This is a genomic window from Nonomuraea sp. N2-4H, assembly GCF_045291505.1.
In the GTDB taxonomy this organism is placed as follows: Bacteria; Actinomycetota; Actinomycetes; order Streptosporangiales; family Streptosporangiaceae; genus Nonomuraea; species Nonomuraea fastidiosa.
The window spans coordinates 8,340,758-8,364,862 of sequence record NZ_CP147987.1; the positions used below are offsets into that span (position 1 = coordinate 8,340,758).

General features: G+C 69.8%; 23 protein-coding genes and 1 pseudogene. 11 read left to right on the forward strand and 13 right to left on the reverse strand.

Annotated features, from left to right (window positions below):
• Positions 1-61: 61 nt before the first annotated feature.
• From argS to WBK31_RS38675, 3 genes and pseudogenes are all read right to left on the reverse strand, one after another.
• A complete protein-coding gene (gene argS / locus WBK31_RS38665; RefSeq protein ID WP_378785508.1) occupies positions 62-1,789 on the reverse strand; it encodes an arginine--tRNA ligase in 1,728 nt (575 codons plus the stop codon).
• Positions 1,786-3,030: an HAD-IC family P-type ATPase gene (locus WBK31_RS38670; RefSeq protein ID WP_406674005.1), complete on the reverse strand. Its 1,245-nt coding sequence runs from the start codon at positions 3,028-3,030 to the stop codon at positions 1,786-1,788. Before WBK31_RS38670 ends, argS begins: the two co-directional genes overlap by 4 nt.
• Before the next feature lie 145 nt (positions 3,031-3,175).
• Positions 3,176-3,889, reverse strand: a pseudogene (locus WBK31_RS38675) (HAD-IC family P-type ATPase); the annotation flags it as partial.
• Here WBK31_RS38675 and WBK31_RS38680 point away from each other — a divergent pair.
• Positions 3,819-4,103 carry a hypothetical protein gene (locus WBK31_RS38680; RefSeq protein ID WP_378785504.1) on the forward strand — a complete coding sequence of 95 codons (285 nt, stop codon included), beginning with the start codon at positions 3,819-3,821 and terminating at the stop codon, positions 4,101-4,103. The pseudogene WBK31_RS38675 and the gene WBK31_RS38680 overlap by 71 nt on opposite strands.
• Positions 4,104-4,174: 71 nt before the next feature.
• Here WBK31_RS38680 and plsX read toward each other — a convergent pair whose 3' ends face one another.
• A complete protein-coding gene (plsX, locus tag WBK31_RS38685; protein WP_364068361.1) occupies positions 4,175-5,194 on the reverse strand; it encodes a phosphate acyltransferase PlsX in 1,020 nt (339 codons plus the stop codon).
• Positions 5,195-5,346: 152 nt separating this feature from the next.
• Positions 5,347-5,904: a DUF1707 domain-containing protein gene (locus WBK31_RS38690; RefSeq protein WP_364068359.1), complete on the reverse strand. Its 558-nt coding sequence runs from the start codon at positions 5,902-5,904 to the stop codon at positions 5,347-5,349.
• Positions 5,905-6,081: 177 nt separating this feature from the next.
• On the opposite strand from WBK31_RS38690, the gene WBK31_RS38695 reads away from it, so the two are divergent.
• On the forward strand, positions 6,082-7,398 hold the full coding sequence (locus WBK31_RS38695) for a lysine 2,3-aminomutase (RefSeq protein ID WP_364068357.1): 1,317 nt from the start codon (positions 6,082-6,084) through the stop codon (positions 7,396-7,398).
• A gap of 392 nt (positions 7,399-7,790) precedes the next feature.
• Positions 7,791-8,753: a hypothetical protein gene (locus WBK31_RS38700; protein WP_364068355.1), complete on the forward strand. Its 963-nt coding sequence runs from the start codon at positions 7,791-7,793 to the stop codon at positions 8,751-8,753.
• Between the two features lie 845 nt (positions 8,754-9,598).
• On the opposite strand, the gene WBK31_RS38705 is transcribed toward WBK31_RS38700, so the two are convergent.
• The 4 genes from WBK31_RS38705 to WBK31_RS38720 all read right to left on the reverse strand — a co-directional run bounded on the left by WBK31_RS38705 (position 9,599) and on the right by WBK31_RS38720 (position 11,733).
• On the reverse strand, positions 9,599-9,772 hold the full coding sequence (locus WBK31_RS38705; RefSeq protein WP_364068353.1) for a hypothetical protein: 174 nt from the start codon (positions 9,770-9,772) through the stop codon (positions 9,599-9,601).
• 167 nt (positions 9,773-9,939) lie between these two features.
• The gene (locus WBK31_RS38710; RefSeq protein WP_364068351.1) at positions 9,940-10,806 is read right to left on the reverse strand and encodes an ABC transporter ATP-binding protein; all 867 of its coding nucleotides are present in this window, start codon (positions 10,804-10,806) and stop codon (positions 9,940-9,942) included.
• Positions 10,799-11,113 (reverse strand): ABC transporter permease, encoded by a 315-nt coding sequence (locus WBK31_RS38715; RefSeq protein ID WP_406674006.1) that lies wholly within the window; start codon positions 11,111-11,113, stop codon positions 10,799-10,801. The genes WBK31_RS38710 and WBK31_RS38715 overlap by 8 nt, the downstream gene beginning before the upstream one ends.
• Positions 11,114-11,136: 23 nt before the next feature.
• Positions 11,137-11,733 (reverse strand): ABC transporter permease, encoded by a 597-nt coding sequence (locus tag WBK31_RS38720; RefSeq protein WP_406674007.1) that lies wholly within the window; start codon positions 11,731-11,733, stop codon positions 11,137-11,139.
• A gap of 602 nt (positions 11,734-12,335) precedes the next feature.
• Between WBK31_RS38720 and WBK31_RS38725 the strand changes: the two genes are divergently transcribed.
• The 5 genes from WBK31_RS38725 (at position 12,336) to WBK31_RS38745 (ending at position 17,932) form a co-directional block, all read left to right on the forward strand.
• On the forward strand, positions 12,336-13,844 hold the full coding sequence (locus WBK31_RS38725; protein WP_364068347.1) for an ABC transporter substrate-binding protein: 1,509 nt from the start codon (positions 12,336-12,338) through the stop codon (positions 13,842-13,844).
• A 125-nt stretch (positions 13,845-13,969) separates the two neighbouring features.
• Complete coding sequence (locus WBK31_RS38730; RefSeq protein WP_364068345.1) at positions 13,970-14,914, forward strand: ABC transporter permease; 945 nt, start codon at positions 13,970-13,972, stop codon at positions 14,912-14,914.
• A complete protein-coding gene (locus tag WBK31_RS38735) occupies positions 14,907-15,881 on the forward strand; it encodes an ABC transporter permease (protein WP_406674008.1) in 975 nt (324 codons plus the stop codon). Before WBK31_RS38730 ends, WBK31_RS38735 begins: the two co-directional genes overlap by 8 nt.
• 13 nt (positions 15,882-15,894) lie before the next feature.
• Positions 15,895-16,932 (forward strand): ABC transporter ATP-binding protein, encoded by a 1,038-nt coding sequence (locus tag WBK31_RS38740; protein WP_406674009.1) that lies wholly within the window; start codon positions 15,895-15,897, stop codon positions 16,930-16,932.
• The gene (locus tag WBK31_RS38745) at positions 16,916-17,932 is read left to right on the forward strand and encodes a dipeptide ABC transporter ATP-binding protein (RefSeq protein ID WP_364068339.1); all 1,017 of its coding nucleotides are present in this window, start codon (positions 16,916-16,918) and stop codon (positions 17,930-17,932) included. Before WBK31_RS38740 ends, WBK31_RS38745 begins: the two co-directional genes overlap by 17 nt.
• Positions 17,933-18,077: 145 nt before the next feature.
• Here the strand turns inward: WBK31_RS38745 and WBK31_RS38750 are convergent, their stop codons facing one another.
• The 3 genes from WBK31_RS38750 to WBK31_RS38760 all read right to left on the reverse strand — a co-directional run bounded on the left by WBK31_RS38750 (position 18,078) and on the right by WBK31_RS38760 (position 20,744).
• On the reverse strand, positions 18,078-19,253 hold the full coding sequence (locus WBK31_RS38750) for a S8 family serine peptidase (RefSeq protein ID WP_406674010.1): 1,176 nt from the start codon (positions 19,251-19,253) through the stop codon (positions 18,078-18,080).
• A complete protein-coding gene (locus tag WBK31_RS38755) occupies positions 19,250-19,804 on the reverse strand; it encodes a hypothetical protein (RefSeq protein ID WP_406674011.1) in 555 nt (184 codons plus the stop codon). Before WBK31_RS38755 ends, WBK31_RS38750 begins: the two co-directional genes overlap by 4 nt.
• Positions 19,805-19,931: 127 nt before the next feature.
• Positions 19,932-20,744, reverse strand: coding sequence for an SAM-dependent chlorinase/fluorinase (locus WBK31_RS38760; protein WP_364068333.1), 813 nt, complete (start codon positions 20,742-20,744; stop codon positions 19,932-19,934).
• Between the two features lie 118 nt (positions 20,745-20,862).
• Between WBK31_RS38760 and WBK31_RS38765 the strand changes: the two genes are divergently transcribed.
• The 3 genes from WBK31_RS38765 (at position 20,863) to WBK31_RS38775 (ending at position 22,666) form a co-directional block, all read left to right on the forward strand.
• Positions 20,863-21,162, forward strand: coding sequence for a DUF3263 domain-containing protein (locus tag WBK31_RS38765; protein WP_364068331.1), 300 nt, complete (start codon positions 20,863-20,865; stop codon positions 21,160-21,162).
• 39 nt (positions 21,163-21,201) lie between these two features.
• Positions 21,202-21,972 (forward strand): trehalose-phosphatase, encoded by a 771-nt coding sequence (gene otsB, locus WBK31_RS38770; protein ID WP_364068329.1) that lies wholly within the window; start codon positions 21,202-21,204, stop codon positions 21,970-21,972.
• 91 nt (positions 21,973-22,063) lie between these two features.
• Entirely contained in the window at positions 22,064-22,666 is a 603-nt protein-coding gene (locus WBK31_RS38775) for a hypothetical protein (RefSeq protein WP_406674012.1), read from the forward strand.
• Between the two features lie 14 nt (positions 22,667-22,680).
• Here WBK31_RS38775 and WBK31_RS38780 read toward each other — a convergent pair whose 3' ends face one another.
• Positions 22,681-24,105 carry a trehalose-6-phosphate synthase gene (locus WBK31_RS38780; RefSeq protein WP_364068325.1) on the reverse strand — a complete coding sequence of 475 codons (1,425 nt, stop codon included), beginning with the start codon at positions 24,103-24,105 and terminating at the stop codon, positions 22,681-22,683.

A 24,105-nucleotide genomic window follows, 5' to 3' on the forward strand; every position in this document is an offset into this window, starting at 1 on the left:
GCGCCAACCCGGTGGAGGCGCGCCCATGACGGTACGGGAGACTTTGAGCCAACGTGCCGGTTTACATGCGCTCGGGGACAGGGACACCGAGGAGGTTGAGCCCCGTCTCCATCACCCGCAGCGTCAGCGCGCACAGGGCGAGCCTGGAGGCCCGGGTCTCGGGGGCGACGCCTTCCTTGAGCACCGGGCACTGCTCGAAGAAGTCGGTGAAGGCGGAGGCGGTGGCGTAGAGGTACGCGCACAGCCGGTGGGGCTCGCTCAGCTCCGTGGCCTGCTCGACGACGGTGCCGAAGCCGAGCAGCTGCAGGGCGAGCGCCCGCTCGGGTGCGGCGCCCAGCCTGATGGGGCCGGTCGCGTCGTCGGGATCGAGGCCGCCCCTGCGGAAGATGGAGCGGATGCGGGCCTGGGCGTATTGCAGGTAGGGGCCGGTGTTGCCGGTGAAGGCCACCATGCGGTCGAGGTCGAAGACGTATTCGCTGTCGTGGCTGACCGACAGGTCGGCGTACTTCACCGCGGCCATGCCGACCGCCCGCGCGATCTCCTTGCGGGTCTCCTCGTCGTAGCCGCGCTCGGCGATCAGCGCGTACGCCTTGTCGACGGCCGACTGGAGCAGGTCCATCAGCTTGACCGACTCGCCGGAGCGGGTCTTGAAGCGGCGGCCGTCCTTGCCGAGCATCATGCCGATCTGGACGTGTTCGGCCGAGACGCTGTCGGGCAGCCAGCCGGCCATCTTGGCGGCGGCGAACACCATGCGGAAGTGCAGCGCCTGGTCGCTGCCGACGACGTAGAGGATGCGGTCGGCCTTGAGATCGTGGACGCGGTAGCGGATGGCCGCCATGTCGGTGGTGGCGTAGCCGTAGCCGCCGTCGCTCTTTCTGATGATGAGCGGCAGCGGCTTGTCGTCGGGGCCGGTGAAGCCGGGCGGGAAGACGCAGAGCGCGCCCTCGCTGATCTTCGCGGTGCCGGACGCCTCAAGGTCGTCGCAGGTCTTCTGCAGCATGGGGTTGTACATGCTCTCGCCGGCGATGTCGGCGTCGGTGAGCGTGACGCCCAGCAGGTCGTAGACCTTGTTGAAGTAGCGCACGGTGGCGTCCATGAAGACGTGCCACAGGCGCAGCGTCTCGGGGTCGCCCGACTGGAGGGTGCCGACGCGCTTGCGGGCGCGGGCCTTGAAGTCGTCGTCGCTGTCGAACTTGGCGCGCGCCGCCTGGTAGAACTCCGTGCCCTGACCGGCTTCGAGCTGGGCGATGGCGGCCGGCTCGCCGATGTCGAGCAGGTGCTCGATGAGCATGCCGAACGGGGTGCCCCAGTCGCCGAGGTGGTTCTGCCTGATGACGGTGTTGCCCACGTGTTCGTGCAGGCGGGCCAGCGCGTCGCCGACGATGGTGGTGCGCAGGTGGCCGACGTGCATCTCCTTGGCCGCGTTGGGCGCAGAGTAGTCGATCACGACGGTCTGCGGCGGGGTGCTGAGGCCGACGCCGAGCCGCTTGTCGCCGAGCATCTCGTCGGCCTCGGACGCGATCCAGCCGTCGGCGAGCGTGATGTTGAGGAAGCCGGGGCCGCTGACCTCGACCGTGCCGGGGAAGTCGGACAGCTCCGCCTTGATCGCCTCGGCGACCTCCCGCGGGCTCCGTCGCAGGCGCTTGGCCAGGCTCATCGCGACGTTCGCCTGGAAGTCGGCGAACTGGGAGGGCCGGATCAGCGGGTCTGCGTCGGCGTACTCGGAGCCGAACGCGCGGCCCAGCGCCTGCTGGACGCGCTCGGTGAGCACTTTCTGCGGGTCGGTCATGGTCTAAGGGTACCGGCGAGCTTGACCGCCACGCTTATCGTTACCGCCGCCACGAGCGAGATGCCGACGGCGGTCAGAACGTCGCCGAGACCGCCCGGTTCGAGTGCGAAGAACTTCCTGACGAACGGCAGCGCGAACCCGGCCGCGAACAGCGCCGCCATGGCCGCGACCAGCACGCCGCGCCACCAGGTGAGCGGCCTGGCGATGAGCACGAGCACCCACCATGTGGTGAGGAAGAGCGTGATCACGGCGGCGGTCTGGTTCTCCAGCAGCGGGGCGGCGGCGTCGTGTGCGGCCCAGAACGTCGCCATCACCGCCAGCGCGCACAGCACCCCGGCCGGTACGGCGAAGCGCAGCACCCGGGCCACGAACCCGGGCTGTGAGCGTTCGAGTGTGGGCGCGAGCGCGAGGAAGATCGCGGGGATGCCGATGACCAGCAAGTTCGTCAGCGTCGAATGGCGGGGCGCGAACGGGAACGCGACGCCCGCCACGCCGACGAGCAGCGACAGCACGATCGCGTAGAAGGTCTTGGTGAGGAACAGGTTGGAGACGCGTTCGATGTTGGCGAGCACGCGGCGGCCCTCGCCGACGACGTGGGGCAGCGTGGCGAAGGTGTTGTCGAGCAGCACGACCTGCGCGACCGCCTTGGTGGCCGGACTGCCCGCGCCCATGGCGATGCCGAGGTCGGCGTCCTTGAGCGCGAGCACGTCGTTGACGCCGTCGCCGGTCATGGCGACGGTGTGGCCGCGGGCCTGCAGCGCGGTGACGAACTCGCGCTTCTGCTGCGGGGTGACGCGGCCGAAGACGGTGTGGGAGTCGAGCATCTCGCCGAGCGCGGCGGGGTCGTCGTGGGGGAGCGTACGGGCGTCCACCGCGTGTTCGGCGCCGGGGATGCCGAGGCCGGCGGCGATGGCCGAGACCGCGAGCGGGTTGTCGCCGGAGATGACCTTGACCGTGACGCCCTGTTCGGCGAAGTAGCGCAGGGTCTCGCGGGCGTCGGGCCTGATGGGCTGGCAGAACGTGACGAGCGCGACGGGCTCGACCACGGCGTGGCCGCGCTCGGCGGCATCCAGGCTGTCGGCGCGGCACAGCGCGAGCACCCGCGCGCCGGAGGCGGCCAGCTCGGCGGCCCTGTCGTAGGCGTCGCCGCCCTTGAGCAGCACGTCGGGCGCGCCGAGCAGCCAGGTGCCGCGCTCGCCGAAGTCGGCGCCGCTCCACTTGCGCGCCGAGGAGAACGGCACGGTGTCGCGGGCGGTCCAGGCCAGGCGGCGCGGGGTGGCGGGCCCTGATGGCCTCGGCGGTGGCGTTGGGCCGGGCGTCGAGGTGCGCCATGGCGGCCAGCGCTGGCTCGACCGGCTCGTCGTCGCGTACGGGCAGCACCTGGTCGAGGTCCATGCCGCCGGCGGTGAGCGTGCCGGTCTTGTCGAGGCAGAGCACATCGACCCTGGCCAGCCCCTCGATGGCGGGCAGCTCCTGGACCAGGCAGCGGCGCCGGCCGAGGCGTACGACGCCGACGGCGAACGCGATGGACGTCATCAGCACCAGCCCCTCGGGGATCATGGTGACGATGCCCGCGACCGCGCCGGTGATGGCGGTGCCCAGGTCGGCCGAGTTGTGCAGCTGGCTGTAGATCAGCAGGGCGCCGATCGGGACGACCAGCCAGGTGATGTACTTGATGAAGTCGGCCACGCCGGCGCGCAGCTCGGAGTGCGCGAGGTGGAAGCGGCTCGCCTCCTCGGCCAGCCGTACGGCGTAGGCGTCGGTGCCGACCCTGGTCGAGACGAACGCGCCGCTGCCCGCCACCGCGAAGCTGCCCGACAGCACCTGATCGCCCGGCCGCTTGTGCACGGGGTCGGCCTCGCCGGTCAGCAGCGACTCGTCGACCTCCAGGCCGTCGGATTCCACGACCTCGCCGTCCACCAGCAGCCGGTCGCCGGGGCCCAGCAGGATGAGGTCGCCGAGCACCACCTCGCGGGGGCTGATCAGGCGTTCCTCGCCGTCGCGGCGCACGCGTACGGGAGCCTCGTTGATGACCGCGAGCCGGTCGAGCGTGCGCTTGGCGCGCACCTCCTGGACGATGCCGATCAGCGCGTTGGCCACGATGACCAGCCCGAACAGGCCGTCCTGCCACTCGCCGAAGATCAGGATCAGCGCCCAGAGCACGCCGATGACGAGGTTGAACCGGGTCAGCACGTTCGCCCTGAGGATGGCGCTCAGCGACCTGCTGGAACGCCGCGGCACGTGGTTGGCCTTGGCCCTCGCTACCTGGGCGGATGTGAGCCCGTGGACCACCGAGGTGAGCCCGTCCACATAACCCCCCGTTTCTGTGGATCGGTGACACACCCTAAAGGGTCGGCACCCTTCCTCGGGGGTGACTTCGCCCTATTACCACAATCGATGCGGCCGGCCCGTCGCCGACATCCGCTCGCCGATGGCGGGCACGATGCCGGCGGCCGCCAGGTCGGCGGCGAGCCGGCAGGCGGCGCTGATGCCCTGGGCCTTGGAGGCGCCGTGGGCGATGACCACAGTACCGTTCAGCCCGAGCAGCACCGCACCGCCGTAGGCCTCGGCATCGAGTCGGCGGCGCAGCTCGCGGATGCGGGAGCGTTGCAGCGCCGCGCCCAGCCTGGCCAGCCGGCTGTCGCCGATGGCCTCGCGCAGCTCGGTGAAGGCGTAGCGGACGGCGCCCTCCATGGTCTTCAGCGCGACGTTGCCGGTGAAGCCGTCGGAGGCGATGACATCGACCTTGCCGGTCAGCAGGTCGTGGCCCTCGACGTTGCCGGCGAAGTTCACGCCGGGCGCGGCCTGGAGCAGCTCGTGGGCGCGCCTGACGACCTTGTTGCCCTTCTCCGCCTCGCTGCCGATCGTGAGCAGGCCCACCCTGGGCTCGGCGACGCCGTGGGCGAGCTCGGCGTACGTGGTGCCGAGCTGGGCGAACTGCACCAGCATCTCCGGTTTGGCCTCGGCGTTGGCGCCGGCGTCCACGAGCACGGTCGGGGTGGGCTGTGTGGGGAGCGAGACGGCGATGGCGGGCCTGAGCACGCCCTGCTGGCCCTTGAGCCGCAGCCTGCCGGTGGCGACGACGCCGGCGGTGGACCCTGCGGAGACGACCGCTGCGGCGTCGCCGCGGCGGACGAGGTGGCAGGCGATCGCGATGCTGGAGCGGGGGCGGCGCAGGCTGGCCAGCGCGCCCTCGTCCATGGCCAGGGCCTCCTCGGCCCGGACGATCGGGATCTCCTTGGTGGCGTCGTGGTCGGCGAGCGCCTCGTACAGCACGCGGGGCGAGCCGACGAGCACGACGGGCAGGCCGCGCTCGCGTACGGCGTGCACGGCCCCCGCCACGATCTCGTGCGGGGCGTGGTCGCCGCCCATGGCGTCGAGCGCGATCGGCCTGGTGTCTGACAAATGGTCACCTCGTACGGCTTCGAGCCCGCCGTCACGGCATGGGCCGGTGGGCGGGCTCGGATGTCCGCACCGCAGGCAAGGCAGCTGCCAGGTTAACCGGCAGGTAGGCCCTCATGGTGCCCGGCCGGGGGCGTTCCACTCGCACGTCGAGGCTAGTGCAGGTTCCAGTCGTCCTTTCCGCGCGTGACGATCACCTTGGAGAACGCCGAGGAACCGGTCAGCCTGATCAGCGGGCCGTCGCCGCGGTCGCCCGCGTTCACGTTGCGCTTGCCGAAGATCGAGCTGCCCTCGTCGATGACGTGGGCGTCGGCGGGCACCCTGACGATGACCTTGCTGAAATGCGCCCTGGTCTCGAGGGTGATCTCGCGGCCGGGCAGCACGGCGTCGGACAGATCGATGATGAGCGCGCCGAAGCCGGCCGAGAGCGTGAGGTGCCGGGAGGCCACCCACCGGCCCTTGCGGACGATCTTGCTGAAGGTGGAGTTGATGACCTGCTTCTCGATGGTCGAGGGCACCCCGGAGGCGGACACGTCGGGCAGGTCGCGGGTGAGGGGGACGAGCTCGCCGACGGTCTTGGCGTTGTACGCCAGGTCCAGGCGGTCGGCGTGCTCGACGCTGGTGAGTCTTCCTGTGGCGAGCGCCTCGGACAGGATGGCGGCCACGCGGTCGCGGTCGGCGTCTGAGGCGCGGAGCTCTGGATCCTGGGTCACGATAAGTCAGTCTATGCCGGATCGCGATATGTCGCGAGTGTCCCGAACCTCAAGGAAAACTTGGAGACCGGCGGAACCGGTGACGGTAGTGCGCGCGTCCGGGTATTAAGAACCGTAGACGCGCGACAGGGTCGTGAGGTTTACACCCGATCGAACAAAAAAGATGGGAAAGGCCTAGTGATCTTGAACCAAGCTGGCACGCGACGCTTCCGGGCGTACACGTCCAAGCACCTCGACGAGCTTCTGCGGCGTGCGGGGCTCGGGGACGACGAGCGCCTCAAGGTGCGCGCCGTCGCCACGGTGCTGCCTTTCCGGACCAACGCCTACGTCGTGGATGAACTCATAGATTGGTCGGCCGCACCCGACGACCCGATCTACCGGCTCGTCTTCCCACAGGAGGACATGCTGCCCGCTGCCGACGTCGCCCGGCTGGCCGACCTGCTCAAGGCCGAGGCGCCGAACGCTGAGATCCAGGCCGAGGCCAATCGAGTCCGCGCCCAGCTCAACCCGCACCCGGCGGGCCAGAAGGAGCTCAACGTCCCGAAGATCAACGACGAGCCCATCCCTGGCCTGCAGCACAAGTATCCGGAGACCGTGCTGATCTTCCCCAAACAGGGGCAGACCTGCCACGCCTACTGCACCTACTGCTTCCGGTGGGCGCAGTTCGTCGGCGACGCGGACCTGAAGTTCGCCTCGGACGACATCGACCAGATGGTCGGCTACATCCGGCAGCACCCCGAGGTGACCAGCGTGCTGATCACCGGCGGTGACGCGATGATCATGGGTGAGCCCGTGGTCAGGCGCTACATCGAGCCGCTCATGGAGCTTGAGCAGCTCGAGAGCATCAGGATCGGCACCAAGTCGCTCGCCTACTGGCCGCAGCGCTTCACCAGCGACCCCGACGCCGGCGACACCCTGCGGCTGTTCGAGCAGGTGGTCGCGTCGGGCAAGAACCTCGCGTTCATGGCCCACTTCTCGCACCCGCGGGAGCTGGAGTCGCCGCTGGTCGAGGAGGCGGTCAAGAACATCCTCGGCAGCGGGGCCACGATCAGGACGCAGGCGCCGCTGATCAAGTCGATCAACGACGACCCGGCCATCTGGGCGGGCATGTGGCGGCGGCAGCTCCGGATGGGGATGATCCCCTACTACATGTTCGTCGAGCGCGACACCGGTCCTCAGGACTACTTCGCGGTCCCGCTGGCGCGGGCGTACGAGATCTTCAGGGACGCCTACGCCTCGGTCTCCGGTCTGTGCCGGACCGTACGCGGGCCGTCCATGTCGGCCACGCCCGGCAAGGTGTGCGTCGACGGCGTCACCGAGATCGCCGGCGAGAAGGTGTTCGTCCTCCACTTCATCCAGGCTCGCGACCCGTCGCTCGTGGGACGGCCCTTCTTCGCGCGCTTCGACCCCAACGCGGTCTGGCTGACGGACCTGCGCCCGGCCTTCGCCGACCGTTTTCCGTTCGAGTCGGCGGACGCCCTGCTGCCCGCCTGATCCGGTCGCGCGCGTCCATCGCGACCCGGAAAATACCGCGCCCCCGGCCCGTGACATTTGTTTTCGCGACCCTTTGTTCACGGGCCGCCGGGGCGCTCCCCATTTCAGGCGGTCTTGTGCGTGCTATATCGGAAACAAGGCCGCCTGAATCCGTTTTGTCTCCCCGCTCAACGCCGCCCCTTTACTCGGTAACCGGGCTGCAAACCCCTGCTACATGGGCATTCATGCGCCTGCGAGCCGTTCCCCGCGGGTGGTAGAACTTCCTGCGTAGCTCAGCCGTTGCGACACGCTCAGTGTGGTGCCCATAGCGCGTACGCGACGGCATACGGGGGTTATCGATTCGCATTTCCATCGCATTCGAGAGCGATCGATCACGAGCCGGGAAGGCAACCATGAATCGAGTAGTCAAGACGGCCCTGGCCGTCACAGCATTCGGCTTGGCGGCGGCGGCCATGGCCGTGCCGGCGCAAGCCGATGGTCAAAAGGAGACCGCCGCGCACGCGACGGTCGACGCCGGGGGCACCACTGCGGCAGGCCCGCTCGGCGGCATCCTCGGCGGCCTGACCGGCGGCGATCTGCTGGGCGGCGACCTGCTGGGCGGCCTGCTCGGCAAGGCCAAGTCCGTCGCCCTCCCCTCCAGGCAGATGAGCGAGGTCGAGCGCGACAGGCTCAGCGAGCTGCAGGCGCAGCGTCGGGCCGATGCCAGGGGCAACGGGTTCGAGGACATCACCCGCACCGGCGGTCCGATTCCCGAGATCTCGCCCATCGTCTCCAACATGGCCTTCGGCGGCGGCGCCCTGACCTCGTCGCTGCCCCTCCTGGGCGCGGCGCGCATGGCGCAGCCGTCCGTCAAGGCCGATCGCGCTGTCCCGGCCGAGGCGGCGTTCAGCACGGTGAACGGTGTCCTGGCCTCGCCGGTCGGCGGCGCGTTCGGCGGGCTGCCCGGCACCGCCCTGCTGCCGGGCTCCGGCAGCGGCGTCGCCGACGCCGGCGTCCTCACCGCCGGCACCGTCAAGAGCGCCACCAAGAGCCTGCAGGCCGTCTCGGCCGACCGCTTCGTGGCCGGGCTGAGCGAGGCCGCCGCGCAGGCGCTGCCGCACGCGGGGAACGGCCGGCTCGCGCCGGTGGTCGGCAAGGTCGCGCCCGCCGAGGTCGCGCCGGTCGTCGAGGCGCTGCCCGCGACCTCGCAGGCCGTCGCCGTGGACGAGCTCGCGCCGCTCGTGTCGGGCTCCGCCGCCTTCGTCGCGAGCCGCGGCGTCAAGGCCGCCGGGGCCTACAGCGACGTGGTCACCGCTTTGGGCTGGACCACCGACGCGCTGACCGGATCGGTGCGCGGCGTGGCCGCCCACCACTAAGCCCGCGGGCCGGGTGGGCTCGCGAGCGTGACTCGTCCGGTGAGCCGGTATGGAGGTCCGCGGGCGTCTTCTAGGTGCCGACGCCCTCGTCTCCGTCCGGCGACACGACGCGCTTCGCGCGCTCCTCATGACGGGCTCCCTTCCTGCGATCGGCGTTCCCCGCAGTGGAACGACCGGTCGTGACACGGCGGATTCCCCCTCCGGCGGGTCCGGCGCTCCTCGCGGGGTGCCACAGGTCCCGCTTCCGGCGGTCCGGCACTTCCTCGGCGGAAGGCCGGAACGCCGCGGCAATCCGCCTCCGGCGGATCCAGCGCTTCCCGGCGAGAGGCCGGCGGCCACGAGCAGGTGCCGCTCCTGGCGGGCCGGTGTCCCTCTCTTACGGGATCGGCCGCCACCACACAGATCACGCCTTCGGCGGGCCGGGACCTCCTTCGGGTGCTCTGGCCGCTGTGGCGGGTCGTCTCCGGCCGGTCCGGTGCTCCCCTTATCAGCGGGGCATCGGTGGCCGTGGCCCAGCGCGACCAGGTCGTCTCAGGTGCCGGACGTCCGGTGCACTGACGCGCAGGGGATGACGTAGGGACCTTCGCACCGCGCGGACGGTCCGATGACGGGCCAGGGCGGACGCGCCCTCGCCCCGGGCGTGCTCGCGCGCGGCGCCGCCACTGCAGGGCAGCGGCGCCACGCGAGCCCCGCCCCGCCGCCGGCCCCAGGGGGTCGGCGGCTTTCGCATGCCCGGCCCAAGCGACGCTCATCGGTCCTGTGGCCCCATCGGCCTCTGAGAGCCCGGGAGAGGCGCGTACGGCGCTCTCCTGCGGGCGCTCAGGGGGATAGCCTCCCTGCGGCGCTCAGGGGATGCGGACGCCCGTGCGGCGGGCGATCTGGGCCTGCAGCCGGGCCATCTGCCAGTGCAGCTCCAGCAGCTGCTCGGCCAGCTGCATCCGCGGGATCTCGGAGACGTCTTCGGAGGCCAGGTGGTCAATCGCGGCCGACAGCTCTCCCATGGCGCGCCCCCACTCCATCACCGTTCCTCGGATCGAATTGACGTTCGAATTCTAGCGGAACGGTCACCGCGCTGTCAGTCTTTCGCCCCAGGCGTCGCTCCCGTTTCGCACGGAGGATCGAATCGGACCTGGACATGCGAAACCCCCGCCATCAGGAGCGGGGGTCCTAGGAAGAGTGACGGGGCTCAGCCCTTGTTGTAGGCGGCGATGACCTCCTTGGGGTCGCCGTCCATCCGGATCTTGCCCTTGTGCAGCCAGATGACGCGGTTGCAGGTCTCCTCGATGACCCTCAGGTCGTGGGCCACGAGGAAGACGGTGCCGGCCTGCTCGCGGATCTGGCGGATGCGGGCCTCGCTCTTCTTGCGGAACTCGCGGTCACCGGTCGCCAGCGCCTCGTCGATGAGGAGGACGTCGTGGGTCTTGGCGGAGGAGATGGCGAAGCGCAGGCGGGCGCCCATGCCGGAGGAGTAGGTGGACATGGGCAGCTGGACGAACTCGTCGATGCCCGAGAAGTCGACGATCTCCTGGTACTTCTCCTTGACCTCGGCGGGCGTCATGCCCATGGCGTAGCAGCCGAGGACGATGTTGCGCTCACCGGTCAGCTCGCGCATCAGAGCCGCGTTGACGCCGAGCAGCGAGGGCTGGCCGTCGGTGTAGACGGCGCCTTTGTGCGGGGGCAGCAGGCCGGCGATGGCGCGCAGCAGCGTGGACTTGCCCGAGCCGTTGCGGCCCACGATGCCGATGGCGTCGCCGTGGTAGGCCACGAACGTCACGCCCTTGACCGCGTGGACCTCTTTCATCTGCGGGCGGCCCTGGCGCTTGAGAATGCGCGTGAGCGCGTTGACCGCGTTGCCCTTCTCGGCGTCGGTGGCGGCGCCGTAGACGCGGTAGACGATGTGGAGGTCGTCGACGATGACCGTGGGCGTGCCCGTGGGTACGTCGAGGGGCCGCTTGCCCGAAGGCTCCGGGGCGGGACGCTTCTTGGCGTCCTTGCCGGGGACGGCGGGCTTGTCGCCCTTCACCTGTGACAGCTCCTTGGTCAGTTCAGCCACGCCCGTACCTCTCTTCGGACCGCCAGAAGTACCAGAAGCCGAAGCCGAGTGCGAACACCGCCCAGAATACGCAAGACATCCACACCATCGGCGGGGGGTGGTGGCCGAACTCGGGCCTGTAGGTGGCGATGAGGATCTCGCGCATCCACTCGATGAACGACGCGGCCGGGTTGAGATACATCACATCGGCCACCCATTGGGGCAGGTGCGCCGACCCCACGACCTTGTCCTGAATGGAGAAGAAGACGCCGGAGGCGTACAGCCAGGTGCGGGTGATGAAGGGCAGCAGCTGGTTGAGGTCGCGCATCGTCGCACCGAGCCGGGCGACGATCAGGCCGGCCCGATGTTGAAGAACGTCTGCAGCAGGAGCACCACGGGGATCATGAGCCAGAACCACGTGGGCATCTCGCCGGTGATGACGACCAGGACCAGCAGCACGGCCATCGAGATCACGAGCTGCTGGAGCTCTTGGATCGTGTAGGCCAGTGGCAGCGAGGCCCTCGGGAAGTGCAGCGCCCTGATGAGCGACAGGTTGCTGGAGATCGACTTGGCGCCCGCGGTGACCGTGCGCTGGGTGTAGGTGAAGATGAACATCCCGGTCAGCAGGAACGCCGGGTAGTTCTCGATGTCCTTGCCGCCGCCCAGGATGAGGCCGAACATCAGGAAGTAGATGGCGGCGTTGAGCAGCGGGGTCAGCACCTGCCAGAGCTGCCCGAGGGTGGAGCTGGAGTATTTCGAGACGTTGCGCGAGGTCGCGTACGTCAGGATGAAGTGTCGCCGCTCCCACAGCTGGCGCAGATATACAGGGAACCTCGGCCGCGCGATGGCACGGCGAAGTCCGTATCTCTGGGCGAGCTTGGCCAGCGGCTCCTGCCCGCTTCGGCCGCCCGCCTGGGCGTCCGCGACAGCGGATTCCGGCTGGCTCATGGCAAGGACTCTATTGGATCCCGGTGGGTGGGGTGCCTGTCGTACGGATCGACGACAGACAGTTGGACGATCGAAGGCGGCGCCGGGTTCCAAGGCGCTGCCAAGACCTGGTCAACCGTAGCTCAGGGAGCGGGCGCGCGGGGGCGGAGGCGCGACCACGGTCCTGTAGGGGGTAATTTTCATCGACTGTTCACACCCCGGCTTGGTCGGTCTGTTGAGTTTTGTACTATTTGCGAGGCATCAGGCGGATTGTCTGTGACGCTGGATAGGCACACGTGTGACCGAACTGCAACGCGCCAGAGACTCCCTGGTGGCAAGGAGTAAGGGATAGTCGCGATCGACTGGCAGGGCGTCGGCTGGTTTGACCATGTCAGCCAAATCCGGGGGATACCAGGAACTCCCCGTCAGGCTGCTCACGATCACCGCAGCTCAGCGCTTGGCGCCCAACCTGTAGAGGGAGGAATTCTTTCACCATGCGTGTTACTAAGGGCGCACGGATCGTCGCCGGTACCGCGCTGCTCGCCCTCGCGGTTGCCGCGTGTGGCGGCGGTGCCTCGGACAACGGTGGCACCGCCGCGGGCGGCTCAGACACGCCGGTCCGCATGGAGATCGGAGAGCCCCAGGAGCTCCTGAACCCGCAGAACACCACTGAGACCGAGGGCTCTGAGGTTCTCGCAGCCGTCTTCTCTCCGCTCGTGCGTTACGACGAGAACAAGCAGCCGGTCGAGGAGGCCGCCGAGTCGATCACGACTGAGGACAGCAAGGTCTGGACGATCAAGCTGAAGCCCGGCTACACGTGGCACGACGGCAAGCCCGTCACCGCGGCCGACTATGCGCGTGCGTGGAACTACGCCGCGTACCAGGACAACGCCATGTCGTCGTCCTACTTCTTCGGCCGCATCGAGGGCTACGAGGACGTCCACCCGGGTGAGGGCAAGAAGCCGACCGCCAAGGAGATGAAGGGCCTGAAGGTCGTCGACGACCTGACGCTCGAGGTCACCTTGTCCGCGCCGTTCTCGCAGTTCAAGACGATGCTCGGCTACACCTGCTTCTACCCGATGCCGGAGTCGGCGATCGGCCCCGACGGCAAGGTCACGCAGGAGTACGGTGAGAAGCCGATCGGGCAGGGCCTGTTCAAGCTCGACAAGCCGTACAAGAAGGGCACCGACCCGACCATCGAGCTGTCGGTCTACGACAAGTTCCCCGGCAAGAAGCCGTCGAACTGGACCAAGCTCCAGTTCAAGGTCTACACCAGCTCCGAGACCGCCTGGAACGACCTGCAGGCCGAGGAACTGGACATCCACGACTCCCTGCCGGCGACCGCCATCGCCACCGCCAAGTCCGTCCTCGGTGACCGTTACTTCGACGAGCCCGACGCCTCCGTCGGCTACATCGGCGTCCCGCTGAAGTACAACAAGGACTTCGAGAACGTCGACGTCCGCCGGGCCATCTCCATGGCCATCGACCGGAAGACGATCGCCGACACGGTCTTCTCCGGCACCCGCGCCCCCGCCGACGACTTCATCAACCCGGCCATCCCCGGCTACCGCCAGGGCGCCTGCGAGGCGTGCACGTACAACCCGGCCGAGGCCAAGAAGCTGTACGAGCAGGCCGGTGGCCCCAAGAGCATCGAGCTCGGCTACAACGCCGACGGTGGCCACAAGGAGTGGATCGAGGCCGTCGCCAACAACCTGCGGGCGAACCTGGGCATCGAGGTCACGCCGAAGCCGTTCGAGAAGTTCCAGGGCATCCTGGACGCCCTGGACGCCAAGGAGTACAAGGGCCTGTTCCGTATGGGCTGGGCCATCGACTACCCGTCGGCCGAGAACTACCTGACCCCGATCTTCGGCACCGGTGCGATCGCCACCGGCTCCAACTACGGCGGCTACTCCAACAAGGAGTTCGACGAGCTGGTGGCCAAGGGCGACCAGGCGCCGACCGCCGAGGAGGGTCTGAAGTTCTACCAGCAGGCCGACGACATCCTGCTGAAGGACCTCCCCTACATCCCGGTTTACTTCTACCGGAGCAACTTCGGCCACTCCACCAAGGTCAAGAACGTCAAGCTCAATCTGCTGAACCAGATTGAGTGGGCGGACATCGAGAAGGCCTGACGTCGTTCGCCCGGCGGGCGGCTCTTGCCGCCCGCCCGTCGGAGGGCTGAGCTTGGAGGCAGTCACTCGGACCGGCTGAATCACGGACTCCGAGGGCTGCCTCCAAGTGTGTACCGGAGGGCTTAATGGGCCGTTATGTCATCAGGCGCTTGATCCAGGCGATACCCGTCCTGCTCGGCGCCACGCTACTCATCTTCTGCATCGTCTTCGCGCTGCCCGGCGACCCCATCGCGGCACTGTTCGGGGACAAGCGGCCGGATCCGGCCGTGGCCGAGGTGCTGCGCGAGCAGTACCACCTCAACGATCCGCTGCTTCTGCAGTACTGGTACTACATCAGCGGCGTGCTCTTCAGGGGCGACTTCGGCGTCAACTTCGCCGACGTGCCGGTCTCGGAGATGCTCGCCGGCAAGTTCCAGGTCACGCTGAACCTCGCACTGGTCGCCCTGGTCATGGAGGCGCTCATCGGCGTCGGCCTCGGCCTGTGGGCGGCGCTGCGCCGCGGCCGGGCCACCGACACCATGATCCTGGCCTCCACCCTGCTGCTGATCTCGGTGCCCACGCTGGTGACCGGTTTCGTGCTCCAGCTCGTGCTGGGCGTGCAGCTCAGGCAGTGGACGGGCGTGGACATCTTCCCCGTCGCGGGCACGTTCGCGGGCCTGCGCAGCTACCTGCTGCCGGGCTTCGTGCTGGCCGGCGTGTCCGTCGCGTACCTGACCAGGCTCACCAGGACGAGCCTGGTCGAGACGCTGCGGGCGGACTACATTCGCACGGCCGTCGCCAAGGGCCTGACCAGGCGGCGCGTCATCGGCAGGCACGGCCTGCGCAACGCGCTGATCCCGGTGGTCACCTATCTGGGCGCCGACCTCGGTAACCTCATGGGCGGCGCGGTGATCACAGAGACGATCTTCAACCTCCACGGAATCGGCAACCAGCTCTTCACCTCGGTCTACTTGCGTGAGCAGCCGGTTGTCGTCGGGATCGTCACCATCCTGGTGCTGATCTACATCCTGGCCAACCTGGTCGTCGACTTGTTGTACGCCGTGCTCGACCCGAGGATCCGCTATGAGTAACCCAACCCCAACGGGCGGGCCAGGACTCCCGGAGACGCAGACGCTGGTCCCCGACACGGTCGCCGCCCCAGCAACCGAGCCCGAGGGCGGTGAAGGCAAGGGCGGCAAGCCCGCCAGCCTGTGGACCGACGCCTGGCACGACCTGCGGCGCCGTCCGATGTTCATCGTCTCGGTGATCATCATTCTGGTCCTGCTGGTCATGTCGTTCTGGCCGTCGCTGTTCAGCGCGATCGACCCGTACAACGCCAGGACCTGCGACCTGTCCACGGCGCGGCAGGGTCCCGGGCCGGGTCACCTGTTCGGCCGCGACAACCTGGGCTGCGACGTCTACGCCAGGACCATCTACGGCGCTCGCAACTCGATCGTCATCGGCGTGCTCACCACGCTCATGACCACGCTCATCGGTGGTCTGCTCGGCATCATCGCCGGTTTCCGCGGCGGCGTGACCGACACGGTCGCCTCGCGGGTCACGGAGATCTTCTTCGCGATCCCCTCGATCCTCGGCGCGCTGCTGATCGCGGCCACCTTCCGCGGCAAGGCCAACAGCATCCTGCTGGTCATCCTGGCGATGACGGTGCTCGGCTGGCCGATGGTCTTCCGTATCATGCGGGCGGCGGTGATCACGGCGAAGAGCCAGGACTTCGTGGTCGCCGCGAGAGCGCTGGGCGCGGGAGCGGGCCGGATCATGTTCCGTCACCTGCTGCCGAACTCGCTGGCGCCGGTCATCGTGGTCGCCACGATCAACCTGGGCACGTTCATCGCCGCCGAGGCGGCGCTGTCGTTCCTGGGCGTGGGCGTGCAGTCGCCGGACATCTCGTGGGGCCTGATGATCGCCGACGCGCGCAACAGGTTCCTTGAGGCGCCGCTGCCGCTGGTGTTCCCCGCCGTGTTCCTGAGCATCACCGTGCTCGCGTTCATCATGCTGGGCGACGCGGTGCGCGACGCGCTCGACCCGAAGCTCAGGTAGAAGGGGGGATCACGTGAAGAAGACGCAAACGGATGTGTTGCCCGCCGAGGGAGGGCCGGGCGACGGGCCGCTGCTCGCGGTCGACGACCTGCACGTGGAGTTCCACACGCGGGCCGGCGTCGTACCAGCGGTCAACGGCGTGAGCTACACGGTCAACCCCGGCGAGACGCTCGCGGTGCTGGGCGAGTCGGGCTCGGGCAAGTCGGTGACGGCGCAGGCCATCATGGGCATCCTCGACATGCCGCCGGCGGTGATCCCCAAGGGGCAGATCCGCTTCAAGGGCACCGACCTGCTCAAGCTGTCGGAGGAGGCGCGCACGCAGGTGCGCGGCCAGCGGATCGCGATGATCTTCCAGGACGCGCTGTCCGCGCTCAACCCGGTGTTCACCGTGGGCTGGCAGATCAGCGAGATGTTCCGGGTCCACCGGGGCATGTCCAAGTCCGACGCCATGAAGAAGGCCGTCGAGCTGATGGACCGGGTCCGCATCCCGGCCGCCAAGCAGCGGGTGAACGACTACCCGCACCAGTTCTCCGGCGGTATGCGCCAGCGCATCATGATCGCCATGTCGATCGCGCTGGACCCCGAGGTGCTGATCGCCGACGAGCCGACCACGGCGCTCGACGTGACCGTGCAGGCCCAGATCATGGAGCTGCTGGCCGAGCTGCAGCGCGAGAGCCAGATGGGCCTGATCCTCATCACCCACGACCTCGGCGTCGTGGCCGACGTGGCCGACAAGATCGCGGTCATGTACGGCGGCCGCATCGTCGAGCACGCCCCGGTGTACGACATCTACAAGGCCCCCGCGCACCCGTACACCAAGGGCCTGCTGGACTCGATCCCCAGGGTCGACCAGAAGGGCCAGGAGCTGTACGCGATCAAGGGCCTGCCGCCCAACCTGCTGAACCTGCCGAAGGGGTGCGCGTTCCATCCTCGGTGCCCGTTCCGTCAGGACAACTGCCAGACCGACGGCCCCCCGCTGTACGAGATCAGCGGCACGCGCGGCAGCGCCTGCCACTACTGGAGGGAGGTCCTCGATGGCGAGCGGCAGTGAGGCCATCCTGCAGGTACGCGACCTGGTCAAGCACTTCCCGCTGACCCAGGGCATCCTCTTCAAGAAGCAGGTCGGCGCGATCAAGGCCGTCGACGGCGTCTCGTTCGACCTGCACAAGGGCGAGACGCTGGGCATCGTGGGCGAGTCGGGCTGCGGCAAGTCCACGCTGGCCAAGCTGCTCATGGCCTTGGAGCGGCCGACGTCGGGCTCGGTGCTGATCAACGGCCGGGACATCGCCAAGGCCAGGGGCGCCGAGCTCAAGCGCATGCGCCGCAACATCCAGATGGTGATGCAGGACCCGTACACCTCGCTGAACCCCCGGATGACCGTCGGCGACATCGTCGGCGAGCCGTTCGAGATCCACACCGAGGTGGCGCCCAAGGGCGATCGGCGCAAGAAGGTGCAGGAGCTGCTGGAGGTGGTCGGCCTCAACCCCGACCACATCAACCGCTACCCGCACCAGTTCTCCGGCGGCCAGCGGCAGCGCATCGGCATCGCCCGTGGTCTGGCGCTGCAGCCGGAGATCATCGTCTGTGACGAGCCGGTCTCCGCGCTGGACGTGTCGATCCAGGCGCAGGTGGTCAACCTGCTGGAGCGGCTGCAGAACGAGTTCGGCCTGGCCTACATCTTCATCGCCCACGACCTGTCGGTGGTGCGCCACATCTCCGACCGCGTGGGCGTGATGTACCTGGGCAAGTTCGTGGAGCTGGGCAAGGACGCCGAGATCTACGACCGTCCCGCGCACCCGTACACGCAGGCGCTGCTGTCGGCGGTGCCGGTGCCCGACCCCGAGGGGCGCGAGCAGCGGGAGCGGATCATCCTCCAGGGCGACCCGCCCTCGCCGGCCAACCCGCCGAGCGGCTGCCGCTTCCGCACCCGGTGCTGGAAGGCGCAGGAGATCTGCGCGGAGGAGGAGCCGCTGCTGCAGATCAGGCCCGGCATCGGGCACGAGAGCGCCTGCCACTTCGCCGAAACGCACGACGTGGTGCACGCGGGCTGAACCGACACATGGAGACCCCCTGGGGAGCCCCAGGGGGTCTTCGCGTTCTCAGGCCGTGGCGATCAGCGCCGAGCCGTGGCCGAACAGGCCCTGGTTCGCGGCCAGGCCGGCAGCGCGGGTTGGGGCAGGAGCCGCGCCGGGCTTGCTAGGTCGAATCCCCGCGCCGCGACTGGGACCGCAGCACCACCCACCCCGACATCGCGATCGCCAGCACCACCATCCCCGCGACCACCGCCGTCCTGGAGGCGGGGCCGGAGCCGAAGTACGGCCCGGGACGCGGCGGCGCTGCGGTGGGGGCGGCCAGCCTGGCGGCCGCGCGCAGCGCGAGCGCCGCGTTCGCCACCCCGTGACCGTAGGCGGGGCTGTAGCCGTCCTGGCCCGGTCGCCGCCTGGTGCCCATCTCGATGGCCATCCGCACGTGGTACGGCGACAGGTGCGGATGCGCCGACTTGATGAGCGCGGCGATGCCCGCCACCATGGCGGCGGCCGAGCTGGTGCCGTCGCTCACCACGTACGAGCCGTCGCCGTCGGCCGTGACGATGTCCGTGCCCGGCGCGACCACCGACACGTAGTCCTGCCTGTTGGAGAAGCGGGCCACCCTGCCGCGCCGGTCCACCGCGCCCACGGCGATCACCCCGGGGTAGGCGGCGGGGAAGTTCTTCCTGTTCTCCGTGGCGCCGTCGTTGCCCGACGACGCCACGAGCACCGCGCCCTTGGCGATGGCGTACTGGACGGCCTCCTCCTCGGCGGCCGAGCCCTCCCACGCGCCGCTGCCGCCGCCGAGGGACATGCTGATCACGCCGGCGCCGTGGTCGGCGGCGTACCTGATGCCTCTGGCCAGCGCGTCGCGCCAGCTCGGGCGGCTGCGGGCGCGGCGCGGGTCGCCGTTCTCCAGCGTGACCCTGATCGACAGCACCCGGGCGGCGGGCGCGATGCCGAGCACCCCGCCCTTGTGACCCTCGCCGTGCCCGCGGCCGGCGATCAGCCCGGCCATCGCGGTGCCGTGCGGCCCCCAGCGCCGCCCGTTCCCCGATCCGCCGGGTGCGGTCAGGTCGGGGCCCTGGACGACGGCGCCTTTCAGGTCGGGGTGGTCGGCGTTGACACCGGTGTCGAGCACCGCCACCGTGACGCCCTCGCCCTTGGTGATCCGCCACGCCTCGGACAGGCGCAGCGCGCCGAGCTGCCACTGCCCGGCCCTCGCGGCCGCGGCCACCTCGTCGGCGCCGTCTCCCGCGCCGTCTCCCATGCCGCCGGCGAACGCCGCGGGAGCGCTCCCGGCGAGGAGCGCGGCCGACACCAGGCATGCGACGATCGGTTTCATCGCGTCAGCGCCTGGTGCAGTGCGGTCGCGACCTGGCGGGCGGCGCCGCGCAGGCGGGAGGGGACGGGCGCGCCCGGCCGGTACGCCCGCCCGTCGGCGTACCCGGCCGCCGTCGCCACCACGTAACGCTCGGCCGAGCCGAGCACCACGCCGGTGACGTACTGCCGGTCGCCGAAGCGCGCGGCGGGACCGCCGGAGAACGCCGCCGGCCGCACGGTCGCGGGCCGCCCCGAGCGGTGGACGGGCGTCCCGGGGCCGTCGAGCACGCCGATGCCGGCGGTGACGACGAAGGTCTGCGTGCTGTCGGCGTACGTGGCGCGCAGGGCGACGCGGCAGCCCGGCCGCACGGCGCCGGGCTGGAAGGCGGACGCGCAGGCGGTCTCGGGCGCGACCCCGGCCAGCACGTACGTGACCCGCGCCCCCGACGGGCTGTGCCCAGGCACCAGCGGCGGGAAGATGCGGGCCACCGGCCAGGAGCGCCAGCGTTCGGAGACGGGGGTGACGGGAGCGGGCCAGGCCGCGGACAGCAGCAAGATCAGTACAACGGACAACTGGAACACGTCGACCTCGGCAGGAGGGGAGGGACCTCCGGTCAGCTCGCATTCTGACACGCGTGTGCGCCGACGTAAGGACGCTTCCGTAAACAGTCCGATACGTGGAGTAGTTCCGAACTGTCTTCTATTTCCTATAAGTAGGTGAAAGTCGGACGTGCGCGCCGGGCGGGAGTCCCAGCCGCTGGGCCGCGTCGCCGCAGTTGACCGCGATCGCGATCAGCCCCGCCGAGTCCGTGAAGGCCACCAGCTCGCCCGGCGGCACCGCCGCGTACGTCTCCCGATACGGCAGCGAGAACCGCCGCCGCCCCAGCCAGACCCCCAGCGTGTCGCCCACCCGCACGCCCAGCGCCTGCAGATCGCCCGCGCCGATGGACAACTGCGTGTTGCCGAAGCGGTCCACCGAGACCACCTCGCCCTCCACCGAGCCGTCGCGCAGCACCGTGGTCGGCTCGGGCAGCGTGACCAGCCCGGACACCGGTACCTGCGGCCCTACCTCGGCTAGGGCCAGCCCGCCGTACAGGTGCGCGGCCACCGGCGCGAACACGTCGCGTCCAGGGAACGTCGGGGATGCGGGGCGCAGGAAGCAGTCGTCGTTGCTGATCTCGTACGCCGCCCGCGCGCCGCCGCCGGCGTGCACCGCCCACGACAGCAGCCCGTTGTCGGGCCCGATGAACACCCGGCCGCCCGCCTCGATGGCCACCGCGCGCCGGGAGCCACCCGCTCCGGGATCGACCGCGCCGATGTGGATACCCTCGGGAAGGTACGGAATCGTCTGCGCCAGGACCGCCGCGCCGCGCCGCACGTCGCCCGCGGGGATCAGGTGGCAGACGTCGATCACCCTGGCCTCCGGGGCCAGCCGGGCGATCACTCCATGACAGGCCGCCACATACCCATCCTCTAACCCGTAGTCGGTGAGGAGCGTGATGACAGAGGTCACATTTCGTGACTGTACGTCTCCCAATCCATCGTGAACAGCCGCACTTCGCACATTACGATGGCGAACGGGCCGCGTGCGGGCGGCGAGATCGTCACCCGCCCCTTTCGAGGAGGACACCATGGGAGCACCGCTCAGCGGTGACAATGCTGCCCAGGAACCGTCCCGACGACCACTTACCCAACGCGATCTCGATCTCCTCGCCTTCGAGCGCCAGTGGTGGCGCTACGCGGGCGCTAAGGAGCAGGCCATCAAGGAGACGTTCGGCTTCTCCGCCACGCGCTACTACCAGCTTCTCGGCGAGTTGATCGACCGGCCTGAGGCGCTCGAACAGGACCCCATGCTGGTCAAGCGGTTGCGCAGATTACGCTCTGCGCGCAGGCGTGATCGTGCGGCCAGGAGGCTCGGCATGCGTCCCTGACCCTCTGGGTACGGCAGCCGCGTGAAGAACATCCCTGCAATGGAAGCGATCGTGAACGATCCGGCGGGCGCCGTGATCGGGCTCGACTTCGACGGCACCCTGTCGCCGATCGTGCCCGACCCGGCCCAGGCCGTGATCCATCCGAAGGCGCCCGGCGTGCTCGCCGAGCTGGGCGCCCGCGTCCGTGCGGTGGCCATCGTGACCGGCAGGCCCGCGGCCACCGCACTGGAGCTCGGCCCCGGCCTGGCCGACGTGCCCGGCCTGGTGGTGCTCGGCCACTACGGCTTCGAGCGCTGGGAGGACGGCCGCATCTCCGCGCCACCGCCGCCGCCCGGCGTGCCGCGCGCGAAGGCCGAGCTGCCGCTGCTGCTGGAGTCGCTCGGCGTGCGCGGCGTCAGCATCGAGGACAAAAGGCGCGCCGTGGCCGTGCACACCCGGCGCAGCCCCGACCCCGAGGGCACGCTGGAGGCGCTGCGCGAGCCGCTGGCCAAGCTGGCCGGCGAGCACGGCCTGGTGGTCGAGCCCGGCCGCATGGTGCTGGAGCTGCGGCCGCCCGGCATGGACAAGGGGCAGGCGCTCAGTCTGTTCCTGGCCGAGCGTTCGGCGAGGTCGGTCATGTTCGTGGGCGACGACCTCGGCGATCTCGCGGCGTTCGAGGCCGTGCGCGCGTCCGGGCTGCCCGGCGTGACCGTGTGCAGCGGCTCGGCCGAGGTGACCGCGCTCGCCGAGCGTGCCGACATCGTGGTGGACGGTCCCGACGGCGTGGTGGCGCTGCTCGAAGAGCTGGTCTCGGCGATCGGCGGCACGTGAGCCGCGCTTGCGGGCCGTCCCGCGGTTTTCGCCCTCGGTCGGGACAGGCGGTTTTCAGCCGTCAGTAAGCCGGACTCCGTACAGTGCTCGCATGATCACGTCTCGTTTCGCCGCCGCGGGAGTGGCGGCGGCCGCTCTCGTCTCGCCGTCCCCGGCGGCGGCGCTGTTGACGGCGCTGCCCGCCGAAGCCGCGTCCACCCGCACGCTCGAGCTCAGAGGCGGGCTCACGCTCCGGCTTCCGGCCGAGTGGAGGGTGTACGAGGTCCGCTCCGACTGGACCCGCGTGGTCACCGGCAGGTGCGCCAAGCCGAAGGGGAGCTACTTCACTCCGGGATGCGACGGGTTCTGGATCCTCGGCCCCAAGGCGATCAAGGTGGGGCACGAGAGCTTCAACCCCTACACCGGCAAGACGCCCTTCTACCCCGCGACCGACGTGCAGCTCTGCCCGGCCGACCGCAAGTGGGGCCTGTCCTTCGCCTCGCCGAAGCCGAAGGTGGAGGGGCTGCGCCAGGTCGGCCCGGGGCACAAGGCGGCCTACCGCGAGTGGGCGGTCGTCTGCCGCTCCACCACGGGCAAGGTCAAATCCCGCCTCACCCAGCGCGAGTGGTACCTGCCCCAGACCCGGATCCTGGTCGTGGACCAGTGGAACACGCCGGGCCTTTCCGGCGTGCTGGCGCGCGCCCGGTGGCGCTGAGCACGGCGATGATCTCAGGCCAGGGCTTCGAGCTGGGCGGCGAGCCACTTCTGCGGCGGCAGTGCGGTCGCGGCCGCGCGCAGCCTGTCGCGGCGCATGCGCCGCTCGTCCTCCGGCATCATCAGCGCCTGGTGCAGGGCGGCGGCGGTCCCGCTGATGTCGTACGGGTTCACCATGAGCGCGTGCGGGCCCAGCTCGGCCGCCGCCCCCGCCTCCCGCGACAGCACGAGCGCGCAGCGCGGCGACAGCACGGGGCCCTCCTTGGCCACCAGGTTCATGCCGTCGCGGATGGGGTTGACCAGCAGCACGTCGGCCAGCCGGTAGGCCGCCAGCGAGCGCGGGTAGTCGTCGTCGACGTTGAGTATCAGCGGGTCCCAGTCCTCGGTGGCGTACTCGTCCTCGATCTCCTGGGCGCAGCGCTGCACCGAGGCGGTGTACTCGCGGTATTCGGGCAGGTCGTGCCTGCTGGGGTAGGCGAAGGCGAGGTGCACCACGCGGCCGTGCCACTCGGGGTGTGCGGCGAGGAACTCGCGGTAGGCGATGAGCCCGCGCACGATGTTCTTCGACAGCTCGGTGCGGTCGATGCGGACGATCAGCTTGCGCTCGCCGACCTGCTCCCTGAGCGCGGCCATGTGCGACTCGACGTCGGGCTCGCTGGCCCGCTCCCACAGCGCCGCGCCGTCCACGCCCAGGCTGTGGACGCCGATGCGGGTGGTCCTGCCCGCGTGGGTGACGCTGCGGCCGACCCGGTCGGCCTCGGCGCCGAGCAGCCGCTCGCAGCAGTCCATGAACGCCTGCGCCCACCGGTCGGTGAGGAACCCGGCGTGGTCGGCGCCGAGGATGCCTTCGAGCACCTCTCTGGCGACGTCGTCGGGCAGCAGGGAGAAGTACTCGGGCGGTGCCCAGGGGGTGTGGCTGAAATGGGCGATGCGCAGGTCCGGCCGTTCGGCCCTGAGCATGGCCGGCGTCAGCGTAAGGTGGTAGTCCTGCACCATCACGCGCGCGCCGTGCCCGGCCTCTTCGGCGAGCGCCAGCGCGAAGGCGCCGTTGTAGTCGCGGTAGGACTCCCACTCGCGCTCGAAACGGGTGCCGAAATTGGGCGAGTTGGGGATGTCGTAGAGCAGATGGTTGACGAACCACAGGGTCGAGTTGGCCACCGCGTTGTAGGCGCGGTGGAAGGTGGCGGGCGCGATGTCCAGCATGCGCATCGGGCCCGTGTCGTAGCCGGCGTGGTCGATGCGGCCGCCGCCGGCCAGGCGTACGGCGCTGCGGTCGCCGTCGGACAGCGCGGCGCAGACCCACAGCACGCCGTCGCCCTTGGCCACGCCCGACAGCCCGGAGACGAGACCGCCTCCGCCGCGCTTCATGGTGAGTTCGCCGTCGTCGGAGACGGTGAAGGAGACCGGCCCCCTGTTGGAGGCCAACAGCACGCTGTTCAT

Coding starts and splice junctions, on each gene's coding strand:
- argS (WP_378785508.1), bottom strand. CDS start 1,789: ATGACCGACCCGCAGAAAGTGCTCACCGAGCGCGTCCAGCAGGCGCTG.
- WBK31_RS38680 (WP_378785504.1), top strand. CDS start 3,819: ATGACCGCGAGCCGGTCGAGCGTGCGCTTGGCGCGCACCTCCTGGACG.
- WBK31_RS38700 (WP_364068355.1), top strand. CDS start 7,791: ATGAATCGAGTAGTCAAGACGGCCCTGGCCGTCACAGCATTCGGCTTG.
- WBK31_RS38705 (WP_364068353.1), bottom strand. CDS start 9,772: ATGGAGTGGGGGCGCGCCATGGGAGAGCTGTCGGCCGCGATTGACCAC.
- WBK31_RS38715 (WP_406674006.1), bottom strand. CDS start 11,113: ATGCGCGACCTCAACCAGCTGCTGCCCTTCATCACCCGCACCTGGCTG.
- WBK31_RS38720 (WP_406674007.1), bottom strand. CDS start 11,733: ATGAGCCAGCCGGAATCCGCTGTCGCGGACGCCCAGGCGGGCGGCCGA.
- WBK31_RS38725 (WP_364068347.1), top strand. CDS start 12,336: ATGGAGATCGGAGAGCCCCAGGAGCTCCTGAACCCGCAGAACACCACT.
- WBK31_RS38730 (WP_364068345.1), top strand. CDS start 13,970: ATGGGCCGTTATGTCATCAGGCGCTTGATCCAGGCGATACCCGTCCTG.
- WBK31_RS38735 (WP_406674008.1), top strand. CDS start 14,907: ATGAGTAACCCAACCCCAACGGGCGGGCCAGGACTCCCGGAGACGCAG.
- WBK31_RS38745 (WP_364068339.1), top strand. CDS start 16,916: ATGGCGAGCGGCAGTGAGGCCATCCTGCAGGTACGCGACCTGGTCAAG.
- WBK31_RS38750 (WP_406674010.1), bottom strand. CDS start 19,253: ATGAAACCGATCGTCGCATGCCTGGTGTCGGCCGCGCTCCTCGCCGGG.
- WBK31_RS38765 (WP_364068331.1), top strand. CDS start 20,863: ATGGGAGCACCGCTCAGCGGTGACAATGCTGCCCAGGAACCGTCCCGA.
- otsB (WP_364068329.1), top strand. CDS start 21,202: ATGGAAGCGATCGTGAACGATCCGGCGGGCGCCGTGATCGGGCTCGAC.
- WBK31_RS38775 (WP_406674012.1), top strand. CDS start 22,064: ATGATCACGTCTCGTTTCGCCGCCGCGGGAGTGGCGGCGGCCGCTCTC.
- WBK31_RS38780 (WP_364068325.1), bottom strand. CDS start 24,105: ATGAACAGCGTGCTGTTGGCCTCCAACAGGGGGCCGGTCTCCTTCACC.